Raw genomic sequence first — 20,343 nt, 5'->3', positions numbered from 1 at the left:
GTTATAAACTTAGTTTCGATTTGACATTCTAGGGCAAGAGTATGCTCGTAACACGCGTTTTCACACTACTTTTTTTATTACTTTTACTAAGTAGCTGTGAAGAGTCCACTGAAGACCTCACTGGGCTAGATACCATTGAATTAAGAAAGAAATGGCGTGAATGTGCCTATATTCATGCCCCATCCAGCCGTGAAAAACAGACATGCGATAACTATGAAAAAGAATGCACAGATCGACAGAGCAAAGGCAATTTGGCCTGCTATTAATTCATTAAGCAGATTAGTAATACGATGAAATTGCATTTCCTCACCAATCTGTCACCACTTAGCGTAAGCCGTAAACTCTTTTGGGCGCTATTCACGCCTGTGTTTGTTATCTCACTGCTCACCAGCCTTTTTTTACTGTCAACTCGTTTTGATGATTTGAATCGCCAGTTGTTTGAGCGAACTAAACAAATTACAGAGCAAGTCGCTATGACCAGCGAATATGCGATTGTCTTTTCCGATCAAAACATGATGTATCGAATACTGCAAAACGCCCTCAGCAATCACGACATCAACAGCGTGCAATTATTCAACAGCGAGCAAAAAATCATTGCTGAACTGGGCAACGCACCCATACAAAACATTATGGCTTTCACAGAAGAAAGTCACATTATCGAATACGATGACCACCTAGAATCAATGAGCGCCATCTACTACGCTAATAATTCACTGGACGGCATATTCAATGCCCAAACGGACCTATTTAATCCTACCAACCAACGCAATCTAATTGGCTGGGTCAAAATTGAGGCCAACAAATCTGCGATCAAAATAGCAAAATATCAATACGCCAGCCTGATCATCTCTATTTTGGTTTTGCTAAACATACTAACAATTTTAAGCGCATATCATATTTCAACGCATTTAACACAGCCTCTCAATAAGCTTGCTATGGCTTTAAATAAGCTCGTTAAAGGCCAATTCTCAGCCGCAAAATTAACGAAACTACCACTAGAATACGCGGAACTGCAAAAGGACCTACTTGATCTAACTGAGAGATTAGAACACCACCATGAAGAACTCATTATTGGCATAGAACAATCGACCGAAGACATCCGGCGTAGCATGGACAGCATGGAGGAAAAAAGCGCGCAATTGCACATCGCCAATCGAGAGGCAATGGAGTCAAATCGCTTGAAATCGCAATTTCTAGCCAACATCAGCCATGAAATTCGCACGCCTCTGAATGCCATTTTAGGTTACACAAAAACGCTACAAAAAGACATTGCCGATCCCCAACAACGACTCTATGTAGATACCATCGAGCAATCAACAAACAGCTTGCTAGCGATTATTGGTGATATTTTGGATTTCTCGAAAATTGAAGCAGGAAAATTAAATCTAGAAAACAATCACTTCAACTTAAAAGCACTAGTAGATGATGTTTATCAGACGTTGAGTGTTAACTTACTGACTAAAGAAAAACAAATTGATTTAGTACCAGAGTTTTGCGCGAATATTCCGGAATGGTTTGTTGGTGACAGCACTCGCATTCGGCAGATTTTAACAAACCTAATCGGCAATGCCATTAAATTCACCCATCAAGGATCAGTACGCACAAAAGTATCCATCGCTTCACAAACCTCTCAGGAAATCACCTTATCCTTCCAAATCATTGACACCGGCATAGGCATACCGGAACACAAGATACATCGTCTATTCAAGCCCTTTTCTCAAGTAGACACCAGCACCACACGACAGTTTGGGGGAACAGGCCTAGGACTGGTCATCACTAAAAAACTGGTCGAGCAGATGAAAGGAAAAATTGAAGTCAGTAGTGACCCAAGCATTGGTTCAACTTTTCGCTTTACTATCACTCTAAAAAGGTCAAATAAACTCAGTCAGCACAAAAAGAAACTGGATCGACGCGTCCTGCTGCTCGAACCTAGCACCACCTATAAAAACTACCTAACGGCCTACTTAGATAGTATTGGTATTCGCTATGTCGCCTGCTCAGACATAGAACAGATCATCTCGACTTTAAACAAACAACACGATGCCATTGACGCCATCTTATTGAGCGTTACTCCTGACGACCAAAACACGACAGAAGCACGGGAACTGATTAGTTATTGCGCGCAACAATATGCCATTCCCAGTATTATGATGGTACAACCACCAGGTCAAATAGCGCACTATCCTGATCTAAAGAGCCTATGCAGTGACATACTACTTAAACCAATCAGTCAAGACAGGTTATACAAAGCATTGTTACACATCAACAAAGCACCGATCGAGTTACTGTCTCAGAAAGCACTCTCACCAGCCAATCACGAGCACTTGAAAAACTTTAAAATATTGGCAGTGGACGATTCTCCAGTCAATCTGCAACTACTGAATCATTGGCTCACGCCAGCCGGCGTCAGGGTGTCATCAGCCTACAGTGGACGCCAAGCGATAGACATGGCAATACATGAAAAATTCGACTTAATATTTATGGACATTCAAATGCCTGAAATGGATGGCATGGAAACGACCCAACAGTTACGACAACTAAAGCATTATAAGAATACTCCTATTATCGCACTGACAGCACACGCTTTGGGATCAGAGCAACAGCAAATACTTGCAAGCGGCATGAATGCCTACCTAACCAAACCCATCGATGAAGAGCTACTCTTCGCCACCATTGAAACATGGCGTAATAATACAAAAACCTTTCAAGATCAGGTAGATGACAAGCTCGTCAATATTTTTGATTTAGACAAAGCACTCGCTGTCGTTGATGGTAAAGCCGACATAGCAAAAGAGATGTTTGATATGCTAGCGGACTCTCTAGATGCGGAAAAAAAGTTAATTCAACATCACTTAGAAAAACAAGATACTGAAAAACTCATAGAAGTAGTGCATAGAATACATGGAGCCTCCAAATACACTGGCACCATTAATATTGCTCGCCATGCTGGCTTTTTAGAAACACATTTAAAAGAGTTAGGTTTAGAAGATGTTGACGGTGTGGCAGAAGACTTTCTTGAAGCCATTGAAGAACTTCTGAATCACAGAAAGCTTATTCCTTGGCCTCAATCTTTGCACTCAACACCTTAGATTCGAGAACAACAAAAGCCTGAGCATACACTTTCTCATCCGTTAGACTTAAATGCCATGCCACAGGGAAGTCATAGCGCGCAGTAATACTTTCATCAACCATGAGAACCGGCTGTCCAGAAGGCAAATTACTGATGCTAAAGTGTTGAAAACTTACCCCCGAACCAATCCCTGTTCCTAACGCCTTCACTGCCGCTTCTTTCGCTGCAAAGCGTTTTGCGACATAAGCATTGGCTTTATCTGCGTTGCTGATTTCTAACCAGCGTTGTTTTTCGGCAGCCGTCAATATGCGGTCAATAAAACGCTCTCCCAAACGCTCAACTGACTGAGCGATTCGTGCTATCTCAACCAAATCCGTCCCAACTCCGATAATCAAACTCCCCCCTTTAATAACGTAAATCATCACAAGGCACGAAAAATAGGCACCCCGAGATGCCGATCACCTTGAAAAGGCTGCTTTGGCAATAAGCGCCTCGAAACGATTGGCTTGCCATTTAATAAACTATCCAGCCAGTTACGATGTAACTCCTTGGCGAGACTTAACACTTGTTTATCCGTCCATTTGCCTGCGTGATAATCAAGGGCTATCTGCCCTTCAACAAACAACATAGGCGTTTGTTTTGGTATTTCACCATGATAAGGCCGTAAACCGAACTTATAGTGAAATTGATAAAGCTGACGCGCTTCAAGAGGCTCACCACGACCTGTAGATATCATGTTAATGCCGACACCAAGCTCGGAAAATAACCCCACCTCAAATCGACGTAACAAGGGCGCAATAACCACCCCTGAATGCAGACTTTCAATCAGCCATTGATATAATGCAAACACCTCAGGCAATGGCAAATTGGCAGGCAAAAGCTTTTCAAGTAACTCATGCACATAAAAAGCCGCGTACAAAGACAACCCCTCAAGCACAGCAGCGGCTTTTACCGACTCCAAACTTTTCACGGTTTTTAAGTCACCGCGACCAGAAAGCTCCATTTCGTAACATAAAAAAGGCCCAGGAATGACCCGAGCCTCTTTTTTTGGTAGTCGCCAAACACCTCGAATCAAACCTTGCTCAAGAGTTAATGCATCAAGCAGAATTTTGCCATCTTGAAAAGGCCGAGTATGAATGACATACGCAGAAACGCGCATTGAGATTATTCTTCCTGGTAACCTAAACTGGCCAAGGCACGCTCATCATCAGACCAACCTGAACGCACTTTAATCCAGAGATTCAACATGACTTTATGTTGAAATAAGTTCTCCATATCAATACGCGCCTCTTTGCCTATTAGCTTAATTTTATCACCACGCTCGCCAATAATGATGCGTTTTTGCCCATTTCGCTCCACCAAAATCAGCGCACTAATATGAATAGCCGTCTCTTCATAGACAAATTCTTCAATTTGCACGGCCACTTCATAAGGCACTTCTTGACCAAGCTGGCGTGTGATCTTCTCACGAACAATTTCAGCGGCCAAAAAACGTGAACTGCGATTGGTTATTTGATCCTCAGGGTAAAACTGCGTCCCCTCTGGCATATAACTTTCAACCAAACGTTCTAAACGGTCTAAATTATTATTACGCAAGGCGGATATTGGAACAATTTGCGCAAAATCCATCCGGTCAGCTAGGTTTGCCAAACGTGGCAAAAGATCTTCTTTTTGATCAAGTTGATCCACCTTATTCACTACCAGAATAACGGGACAGCGAGCGTGTTTCACTTTTTGTAACACCGCCTCATCTTCTTCTGTCCAACGATCCGCATCGATAACAAACAGCACCACGTCGACATCTTTTAATGCCGCCGCTGCGGTTTTATTCATGATGCGGTTAATGGCTTTGGCCTCCCCCAGATGCAAACCGGGTGTATCCACATAAATAGCCTGAACATGGCCTTCTGTTTTTACACCAAGAATCTGATCGCGGGTGGTTTGCGGCTTTCGCGACGTTATGGATAATTTCTGGCCTAAGATATGATTAAGCAAAGTTGACTTACCCACATTTGGGCGGCCAACAATGGCAATATAACCACAGTGCGTCACTTCAACGTCAGACATCTTTCTTTTCCAATTTTTTCAAGGCTTTTGCTGCAGCATTTTGCTCTGCGATTCGACGACTATTTCCCTTGCCTTCTATGGCACTTTCACAAAGCTCAATATGACAATGCACATAAAAAGTTTGGTCATGAGGCTCGCCTACAATATTCACAACATCGTACTGAGGTAACGCATGCTTTCTGGCTTGAAGATACTCTTGAAGCCTCGTCTTTGCATCTTTGGTCACCACTTTTAAGGATGTCGCATCTAAGCGCTCTTTGTACCAGGCTAAAATATGCTGACGACAAACTTCCATGCCCGCGTCTAGGTACATACCACCAATGATGCCCTCAACCGTATCGGCTAAAATAGAATCTCGTCTAAAACCACCACTTTTTAACTCGCCAGCCCCCAGTTTCAAATAATCTCCCAGCTCAAATTCTCTTGCCAGTTCAGCTAGAGTATCACCCTTTACTAGCGATGCCCGCAGACGACTTAATTCGCCTTCTTTAGCCTTTGGGAAACGATGAAAAAGGTCTTCCGCAATCACATAATTAAGGATAGAGTCACCCAAGAACTCAAGGCGCTCATTATTTTTCCCACCAAAACTACGGTGCGTTAGCGCCAGTTCAAGCAGTCCAAGGTCAGCAAAAAAATACCCTATGCGCTGACTCAGCTTCTGATACGATGAACTCAAAATTTCTCCAAAAAATACTTATTCAATCAAACCGTTATTTTTAAAACTTGGGATACTAAAAATTCGTCCCAATGCAGCCATACATAAAAAGCACGACCTTTCATATTTTCATCTGGAACAAATCCCCAAAATCGACTGTCAGCACTATTGTCTCTGTTGTCACCCATCACAAAATAATGGCCTGCTGGTACAGTCCATTCACCTTCATGTGGGGTAAATCGGTAACTATTATAAATCTCGTGTTGTGCCTCACCCAAGTGCTCAGAAAATACATCTACTGGCTCTTGATTTGGGTTCAATGACACAGGCAACTTGGCTAAAAATTCTTTGCTAACTGGCTCACCATTAACCATCAATGTCTTATTATGATAGCTGATTTGATCACCAGGCAAACCGACCAAACGTTTAATATAGTTTAAACTAGGATCAAGTGGGTATTTAAATACAACCACATCACCACGTTTTGGTTCTGTAGTTGGAATAATGGTTGTATTTAAGACAGGTAAACGAAGTCCATAGTCAAACTTATTCACCAGAATAAAATCACCTATCTTTAATGTTGGCAGCATAGATCCTGACGGAATCTGAAAGGACTCAACAACAAAAGATCGCAAACCAAAGATCACCGCAATGATAACGAAATAGGACTTCACCTCCACCACCAGCTTAGGTGTTTGCGCCAATCGCTGCTGGGCATCCTTACTGAGAGCTTTGCGTGTCTCTGTTGGCATATTTACCAACAGAGCTTTACGCTTGGGAAAATACACAATACGATCATACACCCAGAAGACACCCGTCACTAAAAACGCAATGGCCAGTATCAATTCGAAATCAAAACCCATACTTCATTTCTCCATCAGGGCGTGCTGAGCACGCCTGTTGTTTTTCTGGCTCTAGCTGTCTAGCTGCAAAACCGCAAGGAAAGCAGATTGTGGCACCTCAACGTTACCTACCTGCTTCATACGCTTCTTACCTTCTTTTTGCTTCTGCAACAATTTCTTCTTACGGCTCACATCACCACCATAACATTTGGCAATTACGTTTTTACGTAACGCTTTCACTGTCGTACGTGAAATGATTTTTGCCCCCACAGCACCTTGAATCGCCACGTCAAACATCTGACGCGGAATCAAATCTTTCATTTTTTCACACAAAGCACGACCTTTATACTGTACGTTATCTTTGTGCATGATCAGCGCCAAAGCATCGACACGCTCGCCATTGATCAAGATGTCTAATCGACATAAAGGTGCAGCACTAAAGTGGGAGAAGCTGTAATCTAACGACGCAAAACCGCGGCTACAAGATTTTAGTTTATCAAAGAAATCCATGACGACTTCGTTCATGGGTAACTCATAACGCAACTGCACTTGACGACCAACATATAGCATATCTTTTTGAATGCCACGCTTTTCCACACACAACGTAATAACGTTACCCAGATATTCCTGTGGCACTAAAATATTGGCTTCGACGATTGGTTCGCGCATTTCTCGAATCGAACCAGGATCTGGCATTTTTGATGGACTGTCAACGTTAATTACATCGCCATTATTTAATTCGATTTCATACACTACCGTTGGCGCAGTCGTGATTAAATCTAGATCATATTCACGTTCTAAACGTTCCTGGATGATCTCCATGTGCAGCATACCCAAAAACCACAACGGAAGCCAAAACCTAGCGCATCCGAGCTTTCTGGTTCAAAGAACAAAGAAGCATCATTCAATGTCAACTTATCAAGGGCAACACGGAAATCTTCATAGTCATCAGAGCTAACAGGGAACACACCCGCATAAACTTGAGGTTTCACTTTTTGGAAACCCGCTAATTGTGGAACATCTGGCGTAGAAGCGTGGGTAATGGTATCCCCTACAGGCGCCCCATGAATATCTTTAATACCCGCAACAACATAGCCAACTTCCCCCGCTCTAAGCATACCAGTTTCTTTTCGCTTAGGCGTAAAAATACCTGTCATATCAACCGGATGTGTTTGTTTGGTTGATTTAATGAAAATTTTATCTTTCTTACGCAACGTGCCTTGTTTGATACGAACAAGAGACACTACACCCAGATAATTATCAAACCATGAGTCAATAATAAGCGCTTGCAAAGGCGCATCAACGTCACCCTCTGGCGGTGGAATCGTCGCAATCAGGCGCTCTAATACATCATCCACTCCCAAACCTGTTTTTGCCGAGCACGTCACCGCATTCATCGCATCAATGCCAATGATCTCTTCAATCTCAGCACTAACACGTTCTGGCTCTGCTTGTGGTAAGTCAATTTTATTCAACACAGGCATCACTTCGAGGCCTTGCTCGATGGCGGTATAACAGTTTGCAACAGACTGTGCCTCCACGCCTTGTGCAGCATCAACCACCAACAATGCCCCTTCACAAGCAGCAAGGGAGCGCGACACTTCGTAAGAAAAGTCAACATGTCCCGGTGTATCGATAAAGTTCAACTGATAAACTTGCCCATCTTTCGCATGATAATCGAGCGTGACGCTTTGCGCCTTGATGGTAATACCACGTTCACGCTCAATATCCATCGAGTCAAGAACCTGAGCAGACATTTCACGTTCACTCAGACCTTCACAAGTCTGAATGAAGCGGTCGGCTAACGTCGATTTTCCGTGGTCTATATGGGCAATTATCGAAAAATTGCGTATGTGCTTAAGATTATTAGAAGACACTATTTACTCACACTTAAAAAGCGATATTTGAATGATTACCTGTTGAAAAACGCTCGTTAAACACCTATTTCATTCTGAGTGACAGAAGAATTAAACACCATCGTCATGACAATCATAAGAAATACGCACCAACACGTTTTCAGGATAGAAATTGGCGAGCATTCTACCGAAAATTGGGCAAGGACTCCATTTATTTCAAAACCAAGAAGAATTAGCCTCTTAAATCCGTTCGAAAGTGATTTAAGGCAAAACAATCCCTCTTTGCTTCAAGATACGCTCAACGGTATCGACGGTTGCCTGAGTGTGCGCATCGATTTCAAGATTCACTCGATCTCCTAGTGACAACATACCAAAGGTCGTTAATCTCAATGTTTCTGGAATCAAAGACACTTCAATCCAATCATTACCAATAGCGCTAATTGTCAAACTCGCACCATTTAGACCCACATAACCTTTATCAAACAAATAACGTCTTGCATCCACTTCGTGCTGACGATCTGTCGTAAAGCGGATATGGACACTTTCTTCAATTTTTTCAATTCGCGATACGGCAACAGACGTCATAATGTGACCAGACATAACATGCCCACCAATCTCGTCCCCCATTTTAGCAGCACGCTCAAAGTTTACCGTATCCCCGACCTGCAAAAGGCCAATATTGGTTAACGCCAACGTGGTATCAATTACATCAAATGTCAAAACATCATGACCAATCTCAGCAACGGTAAGACAAACACCATTGATAGCCACACTTGCCCCAAGCTGCTGACCCAGCATAACACCGGCTGGAAACACCACCTCTAAACGTTTGTTACGACCCACTTGATCGGCCGCTTTGACCATCGCGGTCCCCTGAACGATACCCGTAAACATAAAACCTCCTCACTAATAGGTGAAAATACAAACATATTTACCCAATACACTACGCCAAATGAAAGACTGAAGAAGAAATGAACACCAATGTCCAAAGCTGCATACCGACTGGTTTTGCGTAAGTTATCAAAGATTCACCAATAGGGTTATCCACAGGTTACGGGGATAACCAATTCTCTATTCAATAATCTAAAAGCGAAACCCTACTAATGCGTCCAATTCAGCATTTTACAAGGCACCGGTACACAAGATAATGAAACAAAGCTTTTCAAGGCACACAAAAAAGCCGCTGATATGAGCGGCTTCTTACTAAATCAACAATCATTCCTTGAAAGTACTATTCAGGCAATGCCTCAATCATCTCTTGCGTCACTAAAGTAATACCGTCTGAATTTCGATAAAAGCGAGCTGCATCTGCAACAGGGTCTTCACCAATTATCGTGCCTTCTGGAATATGGCAGTCAGAATCCACCACCACTTTACTAAGACGACAATGCCGACCGATATTGCAGCGAGGCAAAACTACAGATTTAATCACATGAGAATAAGAGTTTACTCGAACATTATTAAATAGAATGGATTGCTCGACCGTTGAACCCGACACAATACAGCCAGCCGACACGACTGAATTCAATGCCGTACCAATGCGCTCTTCGTAGTTATAATTGAACTTTGCTGCAGGTCGTTGATACTGCGCTGTTCGAATCGGCCACTCTTCATCATACAAATCCAACTCTGGCACCAATCTTGTCAGATCCATATTCGCTTCCCAATAGGCCGTTAATGTTCCTACATCACGCCAATACGGCTTATCAGGATAACTGCTATTACTAATGACACTATTGGAAAAATGGTGAGCTTTAATTTTGCAACGCCCAACAAACAAAGGAATAAGGTCCTTACCAAAATCATGACTTGATTCGTCATCGCTTGCATCTGAACGTAAGTTTTCAGACAAAAACTTCGTATTAAAAATATAAATACCCATGCTAGCAAGCGACACATCAGGCTTACCAAGCATCGTAGGTGGATTAGCCGGTTTTTCTTCAAACGCTATAATGTTATCGTTTTCATCAACATGCATTACACCAAACTGATCCGCTTCTTTCAGTGGCACTTCTATGCACGCCACCGTAACATCTGCACCGCTTTCAATATGGTCTTGCAGCATCAAACTGTAATCTTGTTTATACACATGATCACCAGCCAGAATCAGAATATACTCGCTGTCTAAACCATCTATCATACTTAAGTTTTGATACACGGCATCGGCTGTACCACGATACCAGTCACTGCCAGTCTGTTGCTGAGCAGGCCATAGTTCAATGAACTCATTAAAATCCGATCGCAGAAAATTCCAACCTCTTTGTACATGCTGATTCAATGTATGAGAGCGATACTGAGTCAGGACGGCAATACGACGCATACCTGAGTTAATACAATTGGAGAGAGGAAAATCAATAATTTTATATTTACCCGCAATAGGCACTGCAGGCTTAGAACGATTATCCGTTAGCTGTCTTAATCTTGAACCACGTCCACCGGCTAGAATAATGGACAAAGTTTTCATACGCGCCGTATTTAAATCCATGTGATGCCCTTAAAATTTTTATCAACACACCTATTTGAAGTCCTATTTAGGTATACTCTGATCATTATTCCAAATCAATAAGATGACTAATAATGAAAATACTCTTTGCTGCTTCCGAAATTTACCCCCTAATCAAAACAGGTGGATTAGCCGATGTGGCTGGCGCACTACCTGTCGCGTTAAGAAACAAAGGCCACGATATCAAACTTATCATGCCAGCGTATCAAGGCATACTAAAAAAAGTAGCGCCTATTCAAAAGAGTATCAACTTAGGAAATCCATTTGGCGTTGGAGATTTACTGTTACTTGAAACCCACATTCCTGACAATGACACACCAATCTGGCTATTACAATGCCAAGCACTTTACGAGCGTGAAGACGGTCCCTACGTCGACAAAAATGGCATCGACTTTCAAGACAATCACATACGCTTTGCCGCCCTTTCTTGGGCTGTTGCAACATTAGCGTTGCACGGCAACCTAATAGATTGGCAAGCAGATGTTCTACACTTAAACGACTGGCAAACTGGGTTTGCAGCTGCCTATCTTAAAAGTTGGAAAGTAGACCACATTCCTATTGTAACCACCGTACATAATTTACGTTATAACGGTAGTTTTGATATGAATCAATTTTCAGACACACACTTATCACCAGAACTCTTAAGCATGCATGGCATGGAGTTTTATGGTCGATTCTCAGGACTTAAAGCAGGCTTAGTGTATGCCGACGCAATTACCACGGTCAGTCCAACCTATGCACAAGAAATTCTCACGCCTGAATATGGAGACGGCCTAGATGGCACCCTAAGAGCGATGCAAAATAAATTAAGTGGCATCCTCAATGGCGTTGATTACAACCAATGGTCACCAGAAAAAGACGCACTCATTCCGCAAAATTACGACATAGACACGCTTCATTTAAAACAAACAAACAAGCTTGCTTTATTGCGAGAAAACTCGTTGTCAGAAGACCTTAACTATCCCGTATTTGGTGTTGTGAGTCGACTCACTGAACAAAAAGGACTGGATCTTGTATTACACGTTATGCCCTCATTATTAGACAAGGGTGCTAGACTGATTGTGCTTGGCTCTGGTGATAAAAACCTAGAGTCAGGCTATTTAGAATTACAAAAAAATTACCCGCAACAAGTCGCCGTTCGTATTGGGTATTTCGAAGATTACTCTCACCGAATACAAGCGGGTATCGATGCCCTGCTCATACCCTCACGTTTTGAGCCTTGCGGGTTAACACAGCTGTATGCCTTAAAATACGCCACATTACCCGTTGTAAGGCAAACCGGAGGATTAGCAGACACTGTGTTTGAAGAGGGCGACAAAGCCAATGGCTTTGTCTTTAAAGAGGCCAATGGAGAATCCCTAAAACTGGCCATGGAAAGATGCATGGCGTGCTTCTATGATGGCAATCGCTGGCTACAAAAACAACAAAATGCCATGCGTTATGATTACAGTTGGGAAGCTGTTACAGATCAGTGGGTTGATTTATACCAGTCCTTGTTAAATCGCTAAAAATAAAAAAGCGAAGCAACTTTGCTTCGCTTTTTTTGCTCTCAGCATACTAAGGCAAGACCACACTAATGCTACTATGCGCTTCCCATTCTTGAACGCCATTAATCAGTGCTTGTTCAGTAAAGCCATCTTGCTTCATTTCTTGCAGCGCCGTCGCAATACGCTGTTTGATTCCGCTATCATTACAAGGCGATTTTTTAGACATAGTCAGGTACAAACCCTCACTACTAATATATGGCACTGCCGCCACAATAAAATCGGACAATCCCAACATGGTGGCATAAGCATGAGCAGGGCTCTTTTCATACAAAACGTAATCCACTCTATCAGCCTCAAGCATACGCAAAGCTTGTGATAGACTAGAAACAGCCAAAATATTCAAATTACGCTGGGCATATTGATCAAACTCTTGACCAAAACTGTTGTTAATGACCGTGACCCCCCACTTACCTTTTAAATCTTCCTTTTTACTAAAAGGAAAAGTTTTATCTTTGCGCTGCCAAACAACACTTGTCGTATGCAATATCACAGGCGTGAAATAATCCATATAATCTGCGCGCTCATTCGTGTAGAAAGCCCCAGCCATTAAATCAATACGACCATTTTTAACTTCTGTCTGAGCACGAGACCAAGGACCAGAATGAACAAGTGTGATAGGAATATCAATACGCCGACTAAGCTCATCAATAACAAGGCGATTCACACCATGAAGTTCTGTTGATGTGTCATTTTCTCGCCACAAGAAAGGTGGATACTCAGAATTACCTGTGGCTGTGAGAGCGTTACAAGAAGAGGTCAGAGGCAAATTTGTTACGCCAAAAGCCATACCAGCATTAAAAAAAGTTGCTGCAAAAAAACAGCCAACTGCATATGTGTAAAGCCGCATAGCCGCGCCACTCCATTACCTATAAAATTAAAATAACCAAAAGCATTTTTCTTCTAAGTATCAAGGTGGTGTTATTTCCAAGAAGAGCCTAACACGTCTTCTCAGTACGACAACTAAATCTCCTGTATTGTCTAATATCCTACTTCCGTAAAGGCACCTAAAATGCTCAGTAAAGATCGACCTAAACAGTAACCTTTTTATTTTCAACAACCTAAAAGGCTATATAAGAATAAAAGAATTATCAATCTTCTTTTTATCTTTCATATAAAGACAAACTAAAAAGGCCAAAAACATGAGCTACTATCTTTTGGTTCAGTTCCTAGAATAAAGGCTAATGTCGTCTTCTCTTTGCAACGATCCGCCGCAATTTCAAACTGACTGTCTAATACACTGAAACGTGCAGCACCATCAGGCAAGTTTTCAGGTAAAGAGATTGGATTAACATGACGAGTAAAGTCTATCCAAACGTTTTGCGCACCACTGCTGCCAGTGATACTTAATGGCACATTGTCATCATCCCCCAACCATACCGTAGACGAGTAATCACCTGTAATGCCAACAAACCAGCTGTCTTTTTGTTGGTTGGTTGTTCCCGTTTTAGCGGCAAAATTCAGATTTGGAAAGGCCGCTTGAGCAGCACGCGCCGTTCCAATTTTTGGTGTTTTTGTCATTCCATCCAAAGTTACAGCCAACACAGCATCGGTGAAAGGCACATCATTATGTTGATCAAACCGCTTCATGAGCTGATCATTCTGATCCATCACAGCAAGTACGACACCAAGCTCACTACTCTTTCCCTGCGATGCTATTGGCTGGTACAAGCGTGACACTTCAAACGGCGATAACTCCAATGCCCCCAAAGCCACAGCAGGATGCATAGTAAATGGTCGTTTCACACCAAGCTGCCTTAAAGTGTCACCAACTCGATCAAAGCCTATTTGTTGCGCCAAGGACACCGTGGCCAAGTTATAGGACTTTGCCATAGCTTCATAAAGATGCACTTCTCCATGGGTCTGTCTGTCGTAATTTTCAGGCTCCCAAGTTTTCCCACCTACATTAAAACGCAGTTTTTTATCTTCAATCTTAGACCACCAAGTAAAACGCCCCGTTGCTAATGCTGATAAATACAACGGAGGTTTCACTAATGAACCGATCGGTCTCACCGCCCCTAATGCTCGATTAAATCCCGTATAAACTTGACCACTTGATCCTACGACAGCGCGAACTTGACCTGACAGTCTATCTGTTACCACCATAGCGCCTTGTAACCCTCTTAGTTTAGGGTCTCGCTTTTCTAACACCTGCACTTGGCGTTGCATAGCTAAACTTGCCGCACGCTGGGCTCGAATATCAACACCAGTGTAAATTCGTAAATTCTTGGTTGCCAGAGTGCTTTCATCAAAATCTCTCGACAGCTGCATAGCCACCAAGTCTAAATAATCGCCAAATATAGAACGCTCTTTTTTCTTACTGGCGAGCCGAAGAGGCTGCTTTATTAAACGATTGTAATCTGCATCGGATAACCGTCCCTGACCTTTCAATACTGCCAATACCATGTTACGTCTATCTTTGGCGCGTTTTGGAAAGCGTTCGGGATTATATAAAGAAGGACCTTTCACCATACCCACCAGCAAGGCAAACTCGTCAATGTTTAACTCATTAAGTGGACGACCAAAGAAATGCTGACTCGCAGCGGCAAAGCCATGTAAGGCACTATTACCCAGCTGAGCCAAATACACTTCATTCATATAAGCCGTAATAATGGCTTCTTTTGAATAATGATATTCAAGCAGGATACTCATTACGACTTCTGTCAGCTTACGCGTGTAGGTACGCTCAGAAGTCAAATACATATTTTTAACTAACTGCTGAGTCAGAGTAGAACCACCTTGACGTCGTGAGCCATGAGTAAAATTCACCACCAAAGCGCGAGCCATACCGGTTAAAGAAATCCCCCAGTGCTCATAAAAATCTTGATCTTCAACAGCAATCAAAATATCCATTAAAGGCTTGGGAATGTCATCATAGGTCAAAATTTGGCGGCTCTCTGTATTACCACCATACAAAAAACCGATACGCTGAGGCTCAATTCTCGCTTCTGCAATTTCGTCACCATTCAGTGCCTGTATCACCAACCGTCCGTTTTGAAACGAAAAAATGCGTCTTTCACTTTTATGAAAGCCTAAGTGATCAATATATGAGCGCAAATGAGCGCTTACTTTTGTCTGACTACGAGCAGCCCAACCAACATTCTGACTGTTACGCCCAAATCGATACCCTGTCTCTTCTAGTAAGTCTTCAAGATCTTGCTTATTCCAAGGTGCACCATTACGCAAAACTATGGGCGCACTGTAGACTTCAGAAGGCACTTGCCATTTCTGCCCTTCGAAACGACTCACCACTTGTCCATTCAACCACCACACCCAAACAGAGAAAGGAATACTACCAACTAAAGTAACGATGAGCCCCCATTTAAAAAGGGTGCTGAATACTCTCTTCAGCAAAGAAGATTTAGGTTTTTTTCTTTTGTGTCGAGGACTTAGACGAAGGTTTTGCAGGCGTTTTTTTAGTCATAACTGACAATTATAAGGAGCTTGATGTCAGCAAGCAACGATCCAAAAACAACTAACTTAATTCTTGCATATTGACTCGTGAGTAATAGCACTTTAGAGTCTTTGATCACGGAAAGTTTATTTAACTGACATTTTCCTGAATTTCACCAGCTCAGTCGGCAACAGAATTGGACAAAACACCACTAAGAGTATCGCTGTAATCGTAACTTCTCTTAGTTCGCATAATTATGGAAAGCAGCAATTCTGTTGGAATAAACAACATTCATCATAAAAAAGTGCGGTAATCACGTGTTTAATAAATATCTAATACCGAACGCGCACGACCTTCCAGAAGGCAAAGCGCTCAATATCACTGTCGAACAGTCTACGTTCTTAGTCACGAAACAAAAGGGACAGATTATCGCTTTCGAAAACCTGTGCCCCCACCAAAACAAACCCCTTAACTGGTCTTCTGAGTCTGTACTTGACGACGAGGGCGATTATCTACAATGTCACCACCACGGCGCCCTTTTTTCACCTTCAGATGGTGTATGTATTACTGGTCCTTGCCAAGGCAGTCAATTAAAGAAAGCCACTGTCGGAATGGAACAAGGCAACTGCTATCTGCTTTTTGCTTAATCGGCCACTGAGTATTATTGAAGTCGTGGAAACCACATCGGGCGATGACTAAGTTGAGCCTCATCATCTTTTTCTAATAGCTTTCATATCAAGAAATTATTTTAAGCTTTAGCCCAAAAAACAGCCAATTTTGGCTTAATCACAAGCGACATTAAAATAGAAATAACCAGACCTGCAGGTAACGCAGAAATAAAAGTCGCCCCCCACAAAGCAACAAACTCATTTAGAACAAGAAAACCATGCAAATTTATTGTTGTTACGATAGCCATAATAGATTCCATTATCACCGCCATGATAAGCCCGAAAACAATATTTTTTTGCATCATAGACAAAGTGTAAAACACTTTATTGACAAGACTATTCGTCACAATAGAAATCACACCACCGATTGGTGCAATACATAAAATACACAATGCAAACGACGACAACCAAGCAGCAATAAAATGACTAGAAAAACCCATATTTCGCCAAGTCATTAAAAAGGTTAAAAATCCCCCGATAACCACAATAAAACTGATAATGATGGCAACTTTCTGAATTTTTTTTGACATAGATACCCTTCCAAGGAATGATAGTGTGAGAATAAAACTAATTGACAAAAGCAACTATAATACATTAAGTTGACTTTGTCAACTACATGGGAATCACTATGCATAATACTGAATCAGCGCTTCAAACACTCTTCATGAATACAATTGGCGGGCTAAAGACTTCCATGAAAAACATCATGAAAGAAAAACAACTCTCCCTATCTCCAATGTATTTTATGATTTTAAAAAACATTCACGATACACAAAACTGCACCGCAAATTATCTTGCTGACATCACAGAGAAGGACAAGGGTCAGATCACTCGATTGGTCCAGGAGTTGATAAATCAGTCACTCGTGACCAAAATGCCAAACCCGATAGATAAACGCAGTCAGTTTCTCAAATTAACGCCACGTGGAATGCAGTGTTATCAAGAGTTAGCCAGTGCCGATCAAGCGGTACTAAAAGAGATGAGGGCAGATATTAGCGATGAAGAGCTGAAGCATTTTTTGACCATCGGTGAAAAAATGCTCTCGAACCTGAATGCGATCAATAACAAAGCATAATACGTTTTTTACACAAGCAGAATGTCATTAGATTTCTAACGCTAATTGCTCTAAGAAAATGCGCATTATTTTTTCACGCCTCCTGCCTTCCAACCTAGCCGAAGGCGTGTTTAAACCATCCGCAATACGAAACAACTTATTATAAAAATGATCAATTGCATAACGTCCATCATCAGGCTTACGCTCATCACAAAAGGGATCATCCTGCGCATATAAAACTCTGTTTATTGCACCACTCACTTGCATACAACGAGCAATACCGATAGCCCCCAGAGCGTCCAATCGATCAGCATCCTGAACGATTTTGGCCTCAAGCGTTTCTGGCTTCACATCAGCACTAAAGCTGTGGTACCGAATCGCATGATAAATTGCGTCATAATACTCTTTTGGATAAGCAATTGAACGCAAAAAATCAACGGCTTTGTCTCCTGCCAACGTGGAAGCTAGATGCCGCTGTACATGATCTTTGGGCAAAGACACGCAATCATGCAAATACGCCGCTGGTATCACTATCGCTAGATCGGCCTGTTCCTCACAGGCCAATTGCCGAGCAATCTTAACCACTCGATTAATATGAGCGAGATCGTGAGCGACATCGGTATGCTTTTGAGTATCTAAAAAGGCATAGAATTGCACTTCATATTTGGTTAACCACTCAGACACGATTCAGGCTTCCCTACTACAAAAATGATAAAACATTATAAAAGGTTTCGAATATAAACACTAAAAAGCACCAATAAAAAAGGCTTTGATCCGAAAATCAAAGCCTTCATTGTCATTAATCGCAGAACAATATTAAAAGGTGTAACCCACACTGCCCATAAAGGTGACTGGATCAATATCAGCATCAATGGTTCCAACGCTTGTGTGCACGTCAGTGTTAATATCCATGTACCAAAGCGATGCATTCGCAAACCAGTTTTCAGCAAAATTCACATCAACACCGACTTGAGCTGCCAAACCAAAAGAGTTATCAAGATTCACATCCGTACCAGCTAACGCCCCTTTGCCTTTTTCATCAAAGAAAACGGTATAATTCACGCCAGCGCCAACATAAGGACGAATTTGACTGTTCGCTTGAGCAAAATAATATTGCGCCATGAGAGAAGGCGGTAAATGAGAGACTTCGGCCACTTCTCCCAAACCTTTTGTCGATACTTTGTGAGTAAAAGGTGTAGCAGCTAATAGCTCAACACCAAATTGCTCCGTCAACATATAGGTCAAAGTCACTCCAACCTGAGTATCGTTATCAATCTTTAATTCACCTTTATTCAATACATTATCACTACTTTCATTCGGCATAACCACAGCAAGACCGCCACGAACAAAAATATCACCAGCATCATGGGCTAAAGCAACAGAGGAACAAAACGCAGAAACAAGGGCAATGGGAAGTATAGCTTTCATAATCGATTCCTTATTAGTCAAACAACATGTCTGTGACTAAAAGGTAACAGGATAAATATTTAAATTATTAACCTAGATCAAGGTTTTACTCCCTGGTCAGCCGCGATAAACACAGCATATCGATTAGATCAAGAAAAGATGAACTACCCCAATCAAATCACTTTCCACCCAACTGTGCATACAAAAAGACAAAATCAAAAAATAGATCACAAAAATAACACTAGTAAACCCATTGAAATATAAAAGTAAACTAATTTACCGTAGCTCAATTTATCGGTAAACTTTGCGAAATATTTTCTTATGGAAGAAATCTGCATGCCAATACTTATAGCCGTTACCTTACTTTGGGCTTTTTCATTTAGTTTAATTGGGGTTTATCTTGCTGGCCAAGTCGACGCTTGGTTCTCTGTTCTGATGCGAGTATCCCTTGCAACATTGGTCTTTTTACCTTTTTTAAAACTGCGTCAAATAGAAGCAAAAATCGCCCTAAAACTGATGATATGTGGCGCACTACAGCTTGGTATTATGTACGGCTTTTACTATCAATCTTTCTTGTATCTCTCCGTTCCAGAAGTGCTATTGTTCACTGTAATGACCCCCTTGTATGTCACACTTATCAACGACATGCTGGATAAACGCCTCAACATCGGCTTTGCCATCAGCGCATCATTGGCCATTCTTGGCGCTGTCGCGATCCGTTACCAAGGTGTGGACGAAGGCTTCATCAAAGGCTTAATTATAGTGCAGTGTGCCAACATGTGTTTTGCCGCAGGCCAAGTAGGCTATAAACGAATAATCGCAAAAGAGCGCCCAGACCTGCCACAACGCACGGTATTTGGTTGGTTTTTTATTGGTGCCTTGGCGGTGGTCATTCCATGTTATATCGCTATGGGCAACACAGAACAACTGCCTACAACGACGCTACAATGGAGTATTCTGATTTACCTTGGGATTGTGGCTTCTGGTTTAGGCTATTTTGCTTGGAACAAAGGGGCGACGATGGTGAACATAGGCACGTTGGCTGTGGCAAATAACTTGCTCATCCCAGCAGGCATAATTGTCAATGTGGTCTTCTGGAATCGCGATGCCGATATTTTTCGATTAGCCATCGGCGGCGGAATTATCTTGATGGCGCTTTGGGTCAATGACAAATTCAACCAAAAATTTACTAACGCAAAAACAGTAACAGCCAAATAACAATCCAATAAAAATGCCCAATAAACATTGGGCATTTTTATCCGCAAAGGAACTAGTTAACCATG

General features: G+C 42.0%; 18 protein-coding genes and 1 pseudogene. 6 read left to right on the top strand and 13 right to left on the bottom strand.

The window, feature by feature from the left end; translation table 11 throughout:
* Nucleotides 1-41 precede the first annotated feature (41 nt).
* The gene (locus ONZ52_RS21405; RefSeq protein WP_265220668.1) at nt 42-266 is read left to right on the top strand and encodes a hypothetical protein; all 225 of its coding nucleotides are present in this window, start codon (nt 42-44) and stop codon (nt 264-266) included.
* Between the two features lie 24 nt (nt 267-290).
* Nucleotides 291-3,089: a response regulator gene (locus tag ONZ52_RS21400; protein ID WP_265220667.1), complete on the top strand. Its 2,799-nt coding sequence runs from the start codon at nt 291-293 to the stop codon at nt 3,087-3,089.
* On the opposite strand, the gene acpS is transcribed toward ONZ52_RS21400, so the two are convergent.
* The 8 genes and pseudogenes from acpS to glgC all read right to left on the bottom strand — a co-directional run bounded on the left by acpS (nt 3,052) and on the right by glgC (nt 10,975).
* Nucleotides 3,052-3,465: a holo-ACP synthase gene (gene acpS, locus ONZ52_RS21395; protein WP_265220666.1), complete on the bottom strand. Its 414-nt coding sequence runs from the start codon at nt 3,463-3,465 to the stop codon at nt 3,052-3,054. The genes ONZ52_RS21400 and acpS overlap by 38 nt on opposite strands.
* Before the next feature lie 26 nt (nt 3,466-3,491).
* Nucleotides 3,492-4,229 carry a DNA repair protein RecO gene (gene recO / locus ONZ52_RS21390; protein WP_265220665.1) on the bottom strand — a complete coding sequence of 246 codons (738 nt, stop codon included), beginning with the start codon at nt 4,227-4,229 and terminating at the stop codon, nt 3,492-3,494.
* 5 nt (nt 4,230-4,234) lie between these two features.
* The gene (era, locus tag ONZ52_RS21385) at nt 4,235-5,137 is read right to left on the bottom strand and encodes a GTPase Era (protein ID WP_265220664.1); all 903 of its coding nucleotides are present in this window, start codon (nt 5,135-5,137) and stop codon (nt 4,235-4,237) included.
* Complete coding sequence (rnc, locus tag ONZ52_RS21380) at nt 5,130-5,813, bottom strand: ribonuclease III (RefSeq protein ID WP_111608048.1); 684 nt, start codon at nt 5,811-5,813, stop codon at nt 5,130-5,132. Before rnc ends, era begins: the two co-directional genes overlap by 8 nt.
* A gap of 26 nt (nt 5,814-5,839) precedes the next feature.
* Nucleotides 5,840-6,655, bottom strand: coding sequence for a signal peptidase I (gene lepB / locus ONZ52_RS21375; RefSeq protein ID WP_265220663.1), 816 nt, complete (start codon nt 6,653-6,655; stop codon nt 5,840-5,842).
* A gap of 51 nt (nt 6,656-6,706) precedes the next feature.
* Nucleotides 6,707-8,511 (bottom strand): annotated as a pseudogene (gene lepA / locus ONZ52_RS21370) (translation elongation factor 4).
* Between the two features lie 240 nt (nt 8,512-8,751).
* Nucleotides 8,752-9,384 carry a riboflavin synthase subunit alpha gene (locus ONZ52_RS21365; protein ID WP_265220662.1) on the bottom strand — a complete coding sequence of 211 codons (633 nt, stop codon included), beginning with the start codon at nt 9,382-9,384 and terminating at the stop codon, nt 8,752-8,754.
* Nucleotides 9,385-9,721: 337 nt separating this feature from the next.
* Nucleotides 9,722-10,975 carry a glucose-1-phosphate adenylyltransferase gene (gene glgC / locus ONZ52_RS21360; protein ID WP_265220661.1) on the bottom strand — a complete coding sequence of 418 codons (1,254 nt, stop codon included), beginning with the start codon at nt 10,973-10,975 and terminating at the stop codon, nt 9,722-9,724.
* A 92-nt stretch (nt 10,976-11,067) separates the two neighbouring features.
* Here glgC and glgA point away from each other — a divergent pair, with 92 nt between their 5' ends.
* Nucleotides 11,068-12,501 carry a glycogen synthase GlgA gene (gene glgA, locus ONZ52_RS21355; RefSeq protein ID WP_265220660.1) on the top strand — a complete coding sequence of 478 codons (1,434 nt, stop codon included), beginning with the start codon at nt 11,068-11,070 and terminating at the stop codon, nt 12,499-12,501.
* Between the two features lie 49 nt (nt 12,502-12,550).
* Here glgA and ONZ52_RS21350 read toward each other — a convergent pair whose 3' ends face one another.
* A complete protein-coding gene (locus tag ONZ52_RS21350) occupies nt 12,551-13,387 on the bottom strand; it encodes a substrate-binding periplasmic protein (protein WP_265220659.1) in 837 nt (278 codons plus the stop codon).
* Nucleotides 13,388-13,662: 275 nt separating this feature from the next.
* On the bottom strand, nt 13,663-15,810 hold the full coding sequence (locus ONZ52_RS21345; protein WP_428981196.1) for a transglycosylase domain-containing protein: 2,148 nt from the start codon (nt 15,808-15,810) through the stop codon (nt 13,663-13,665).
* Between the two features lie 438 nt (nt 15,811-16,248).
* On the opposite strand from ONZ52_RS21345, the gene ONZ52_RS21340 reads away from it, so the two are divergent.
* Nucleotides 16,249-16,578, top strand: coding sequence for a Rieske (2Fe-2S) protein (locus ONZ52_RS21340; RefSeq protein WP_265220657.1), 330 nt, complete (start codon nt 16,249-16,251; stop codon nt 16,576-16,578).
* A gap of 101 nt (nt 16,579-16,679) precedes the next feature.
* Here ONZ52_RS21340 and ONZ52_RS21335 read toward each other — a convergent pair whose 3' ends face one another.
* Nucleotides 16,680-17,129: a DUF2798 domain-containing protein gene (locus ONZ52_RS21335; protein WP_265220656.1), complete on the bottom strand. Its 450-nt coding sequence runs from the start codon at nt 17,127-17,129 to the stop codon at nt 16,680-16,682.
* A gap of 98 nt (nt 17,130-17,227) precedes the next feature.
* On the opposite strand from ONZ52_RS21335, the gene ONZ52_RS21330 reads away from it, so the two are divergent.
* Nucleotides 17,228-17,674: a MarR family winged helix-turn-helix transcriptional regulator gene (locus ONZ52_RS21330; protein ID WP_265220655.1), complete on the top strand. Its 447-nt coding sequence runs from the start codon at nt 17,228-17,230 to the stop codon at nt 17,672-17,674.
* 27 nt (nt 17,675-17,701) lie between these two features.
* Here ONZ52_RS21330 and ONZ52_RS21325 read toward each other — a convergent pair whose 3' ends face one another.
* Together ONZ52_RS21325 and ONZ52_RS21320 are read right to left on the bottom strand one after the other, a co-directional pair.
* Nucleotides 17,702-18,337 (bottom strand): HD domain-containing protein, encoded by a 636-nt coding sequence (locus tag ONZ52_RS21325; protein ID WP_265220654.1) that lies wholly within the window; start codon nt 18,335-18,337, stop codon nt 17,702-17,704.
* Between the two features lie 132 nt (nt 18,338-18,469).
* On the bottom strand, nt 18,470-19,081 hold the full coding sequence (locus tag ONZ52_RS21320; protein WP_265220653.1) for an OmpW family outer membrane protein: 612 nt from the start codon (nt 19,079-19,081) through the stop codon (nt 18,470-18,472).
* A gap of 315 nt (nt 19,082-19,396) precedes the next feature.
* On the opposite strand from ONZ52_RS21320, the gene ONZ52_RS21315 reads away from it, so the two are divergent.
* A complete protein-coding gene (locus ONZ52_RS21315; protein ID WP_265220652.1) occupies nt 19,397-20,278 on the top strand; it encodes a carboxylate/amino acid/amine transporter in 882 nt (293 codons plus the stop codon).
* Nucleotides 20,279-20,343 lie beyond the last annotated feature (65 nt).

It is taken from the genome of Marinomonas rhodophyticola (assembly GCF_026113935.1).
GTDB lineage: Bacteria > Pseudomonadota > Gammaproteobacteria > Pseudomonadales > Marinomonadaceae > Marinomonas > Marinomonas rhodophyticola.
The sequence above is the reverse complement of the archived record's forward strand: the minus strand, read 5'-3'. Positions and strand labels throughout refer to the sequence as shown.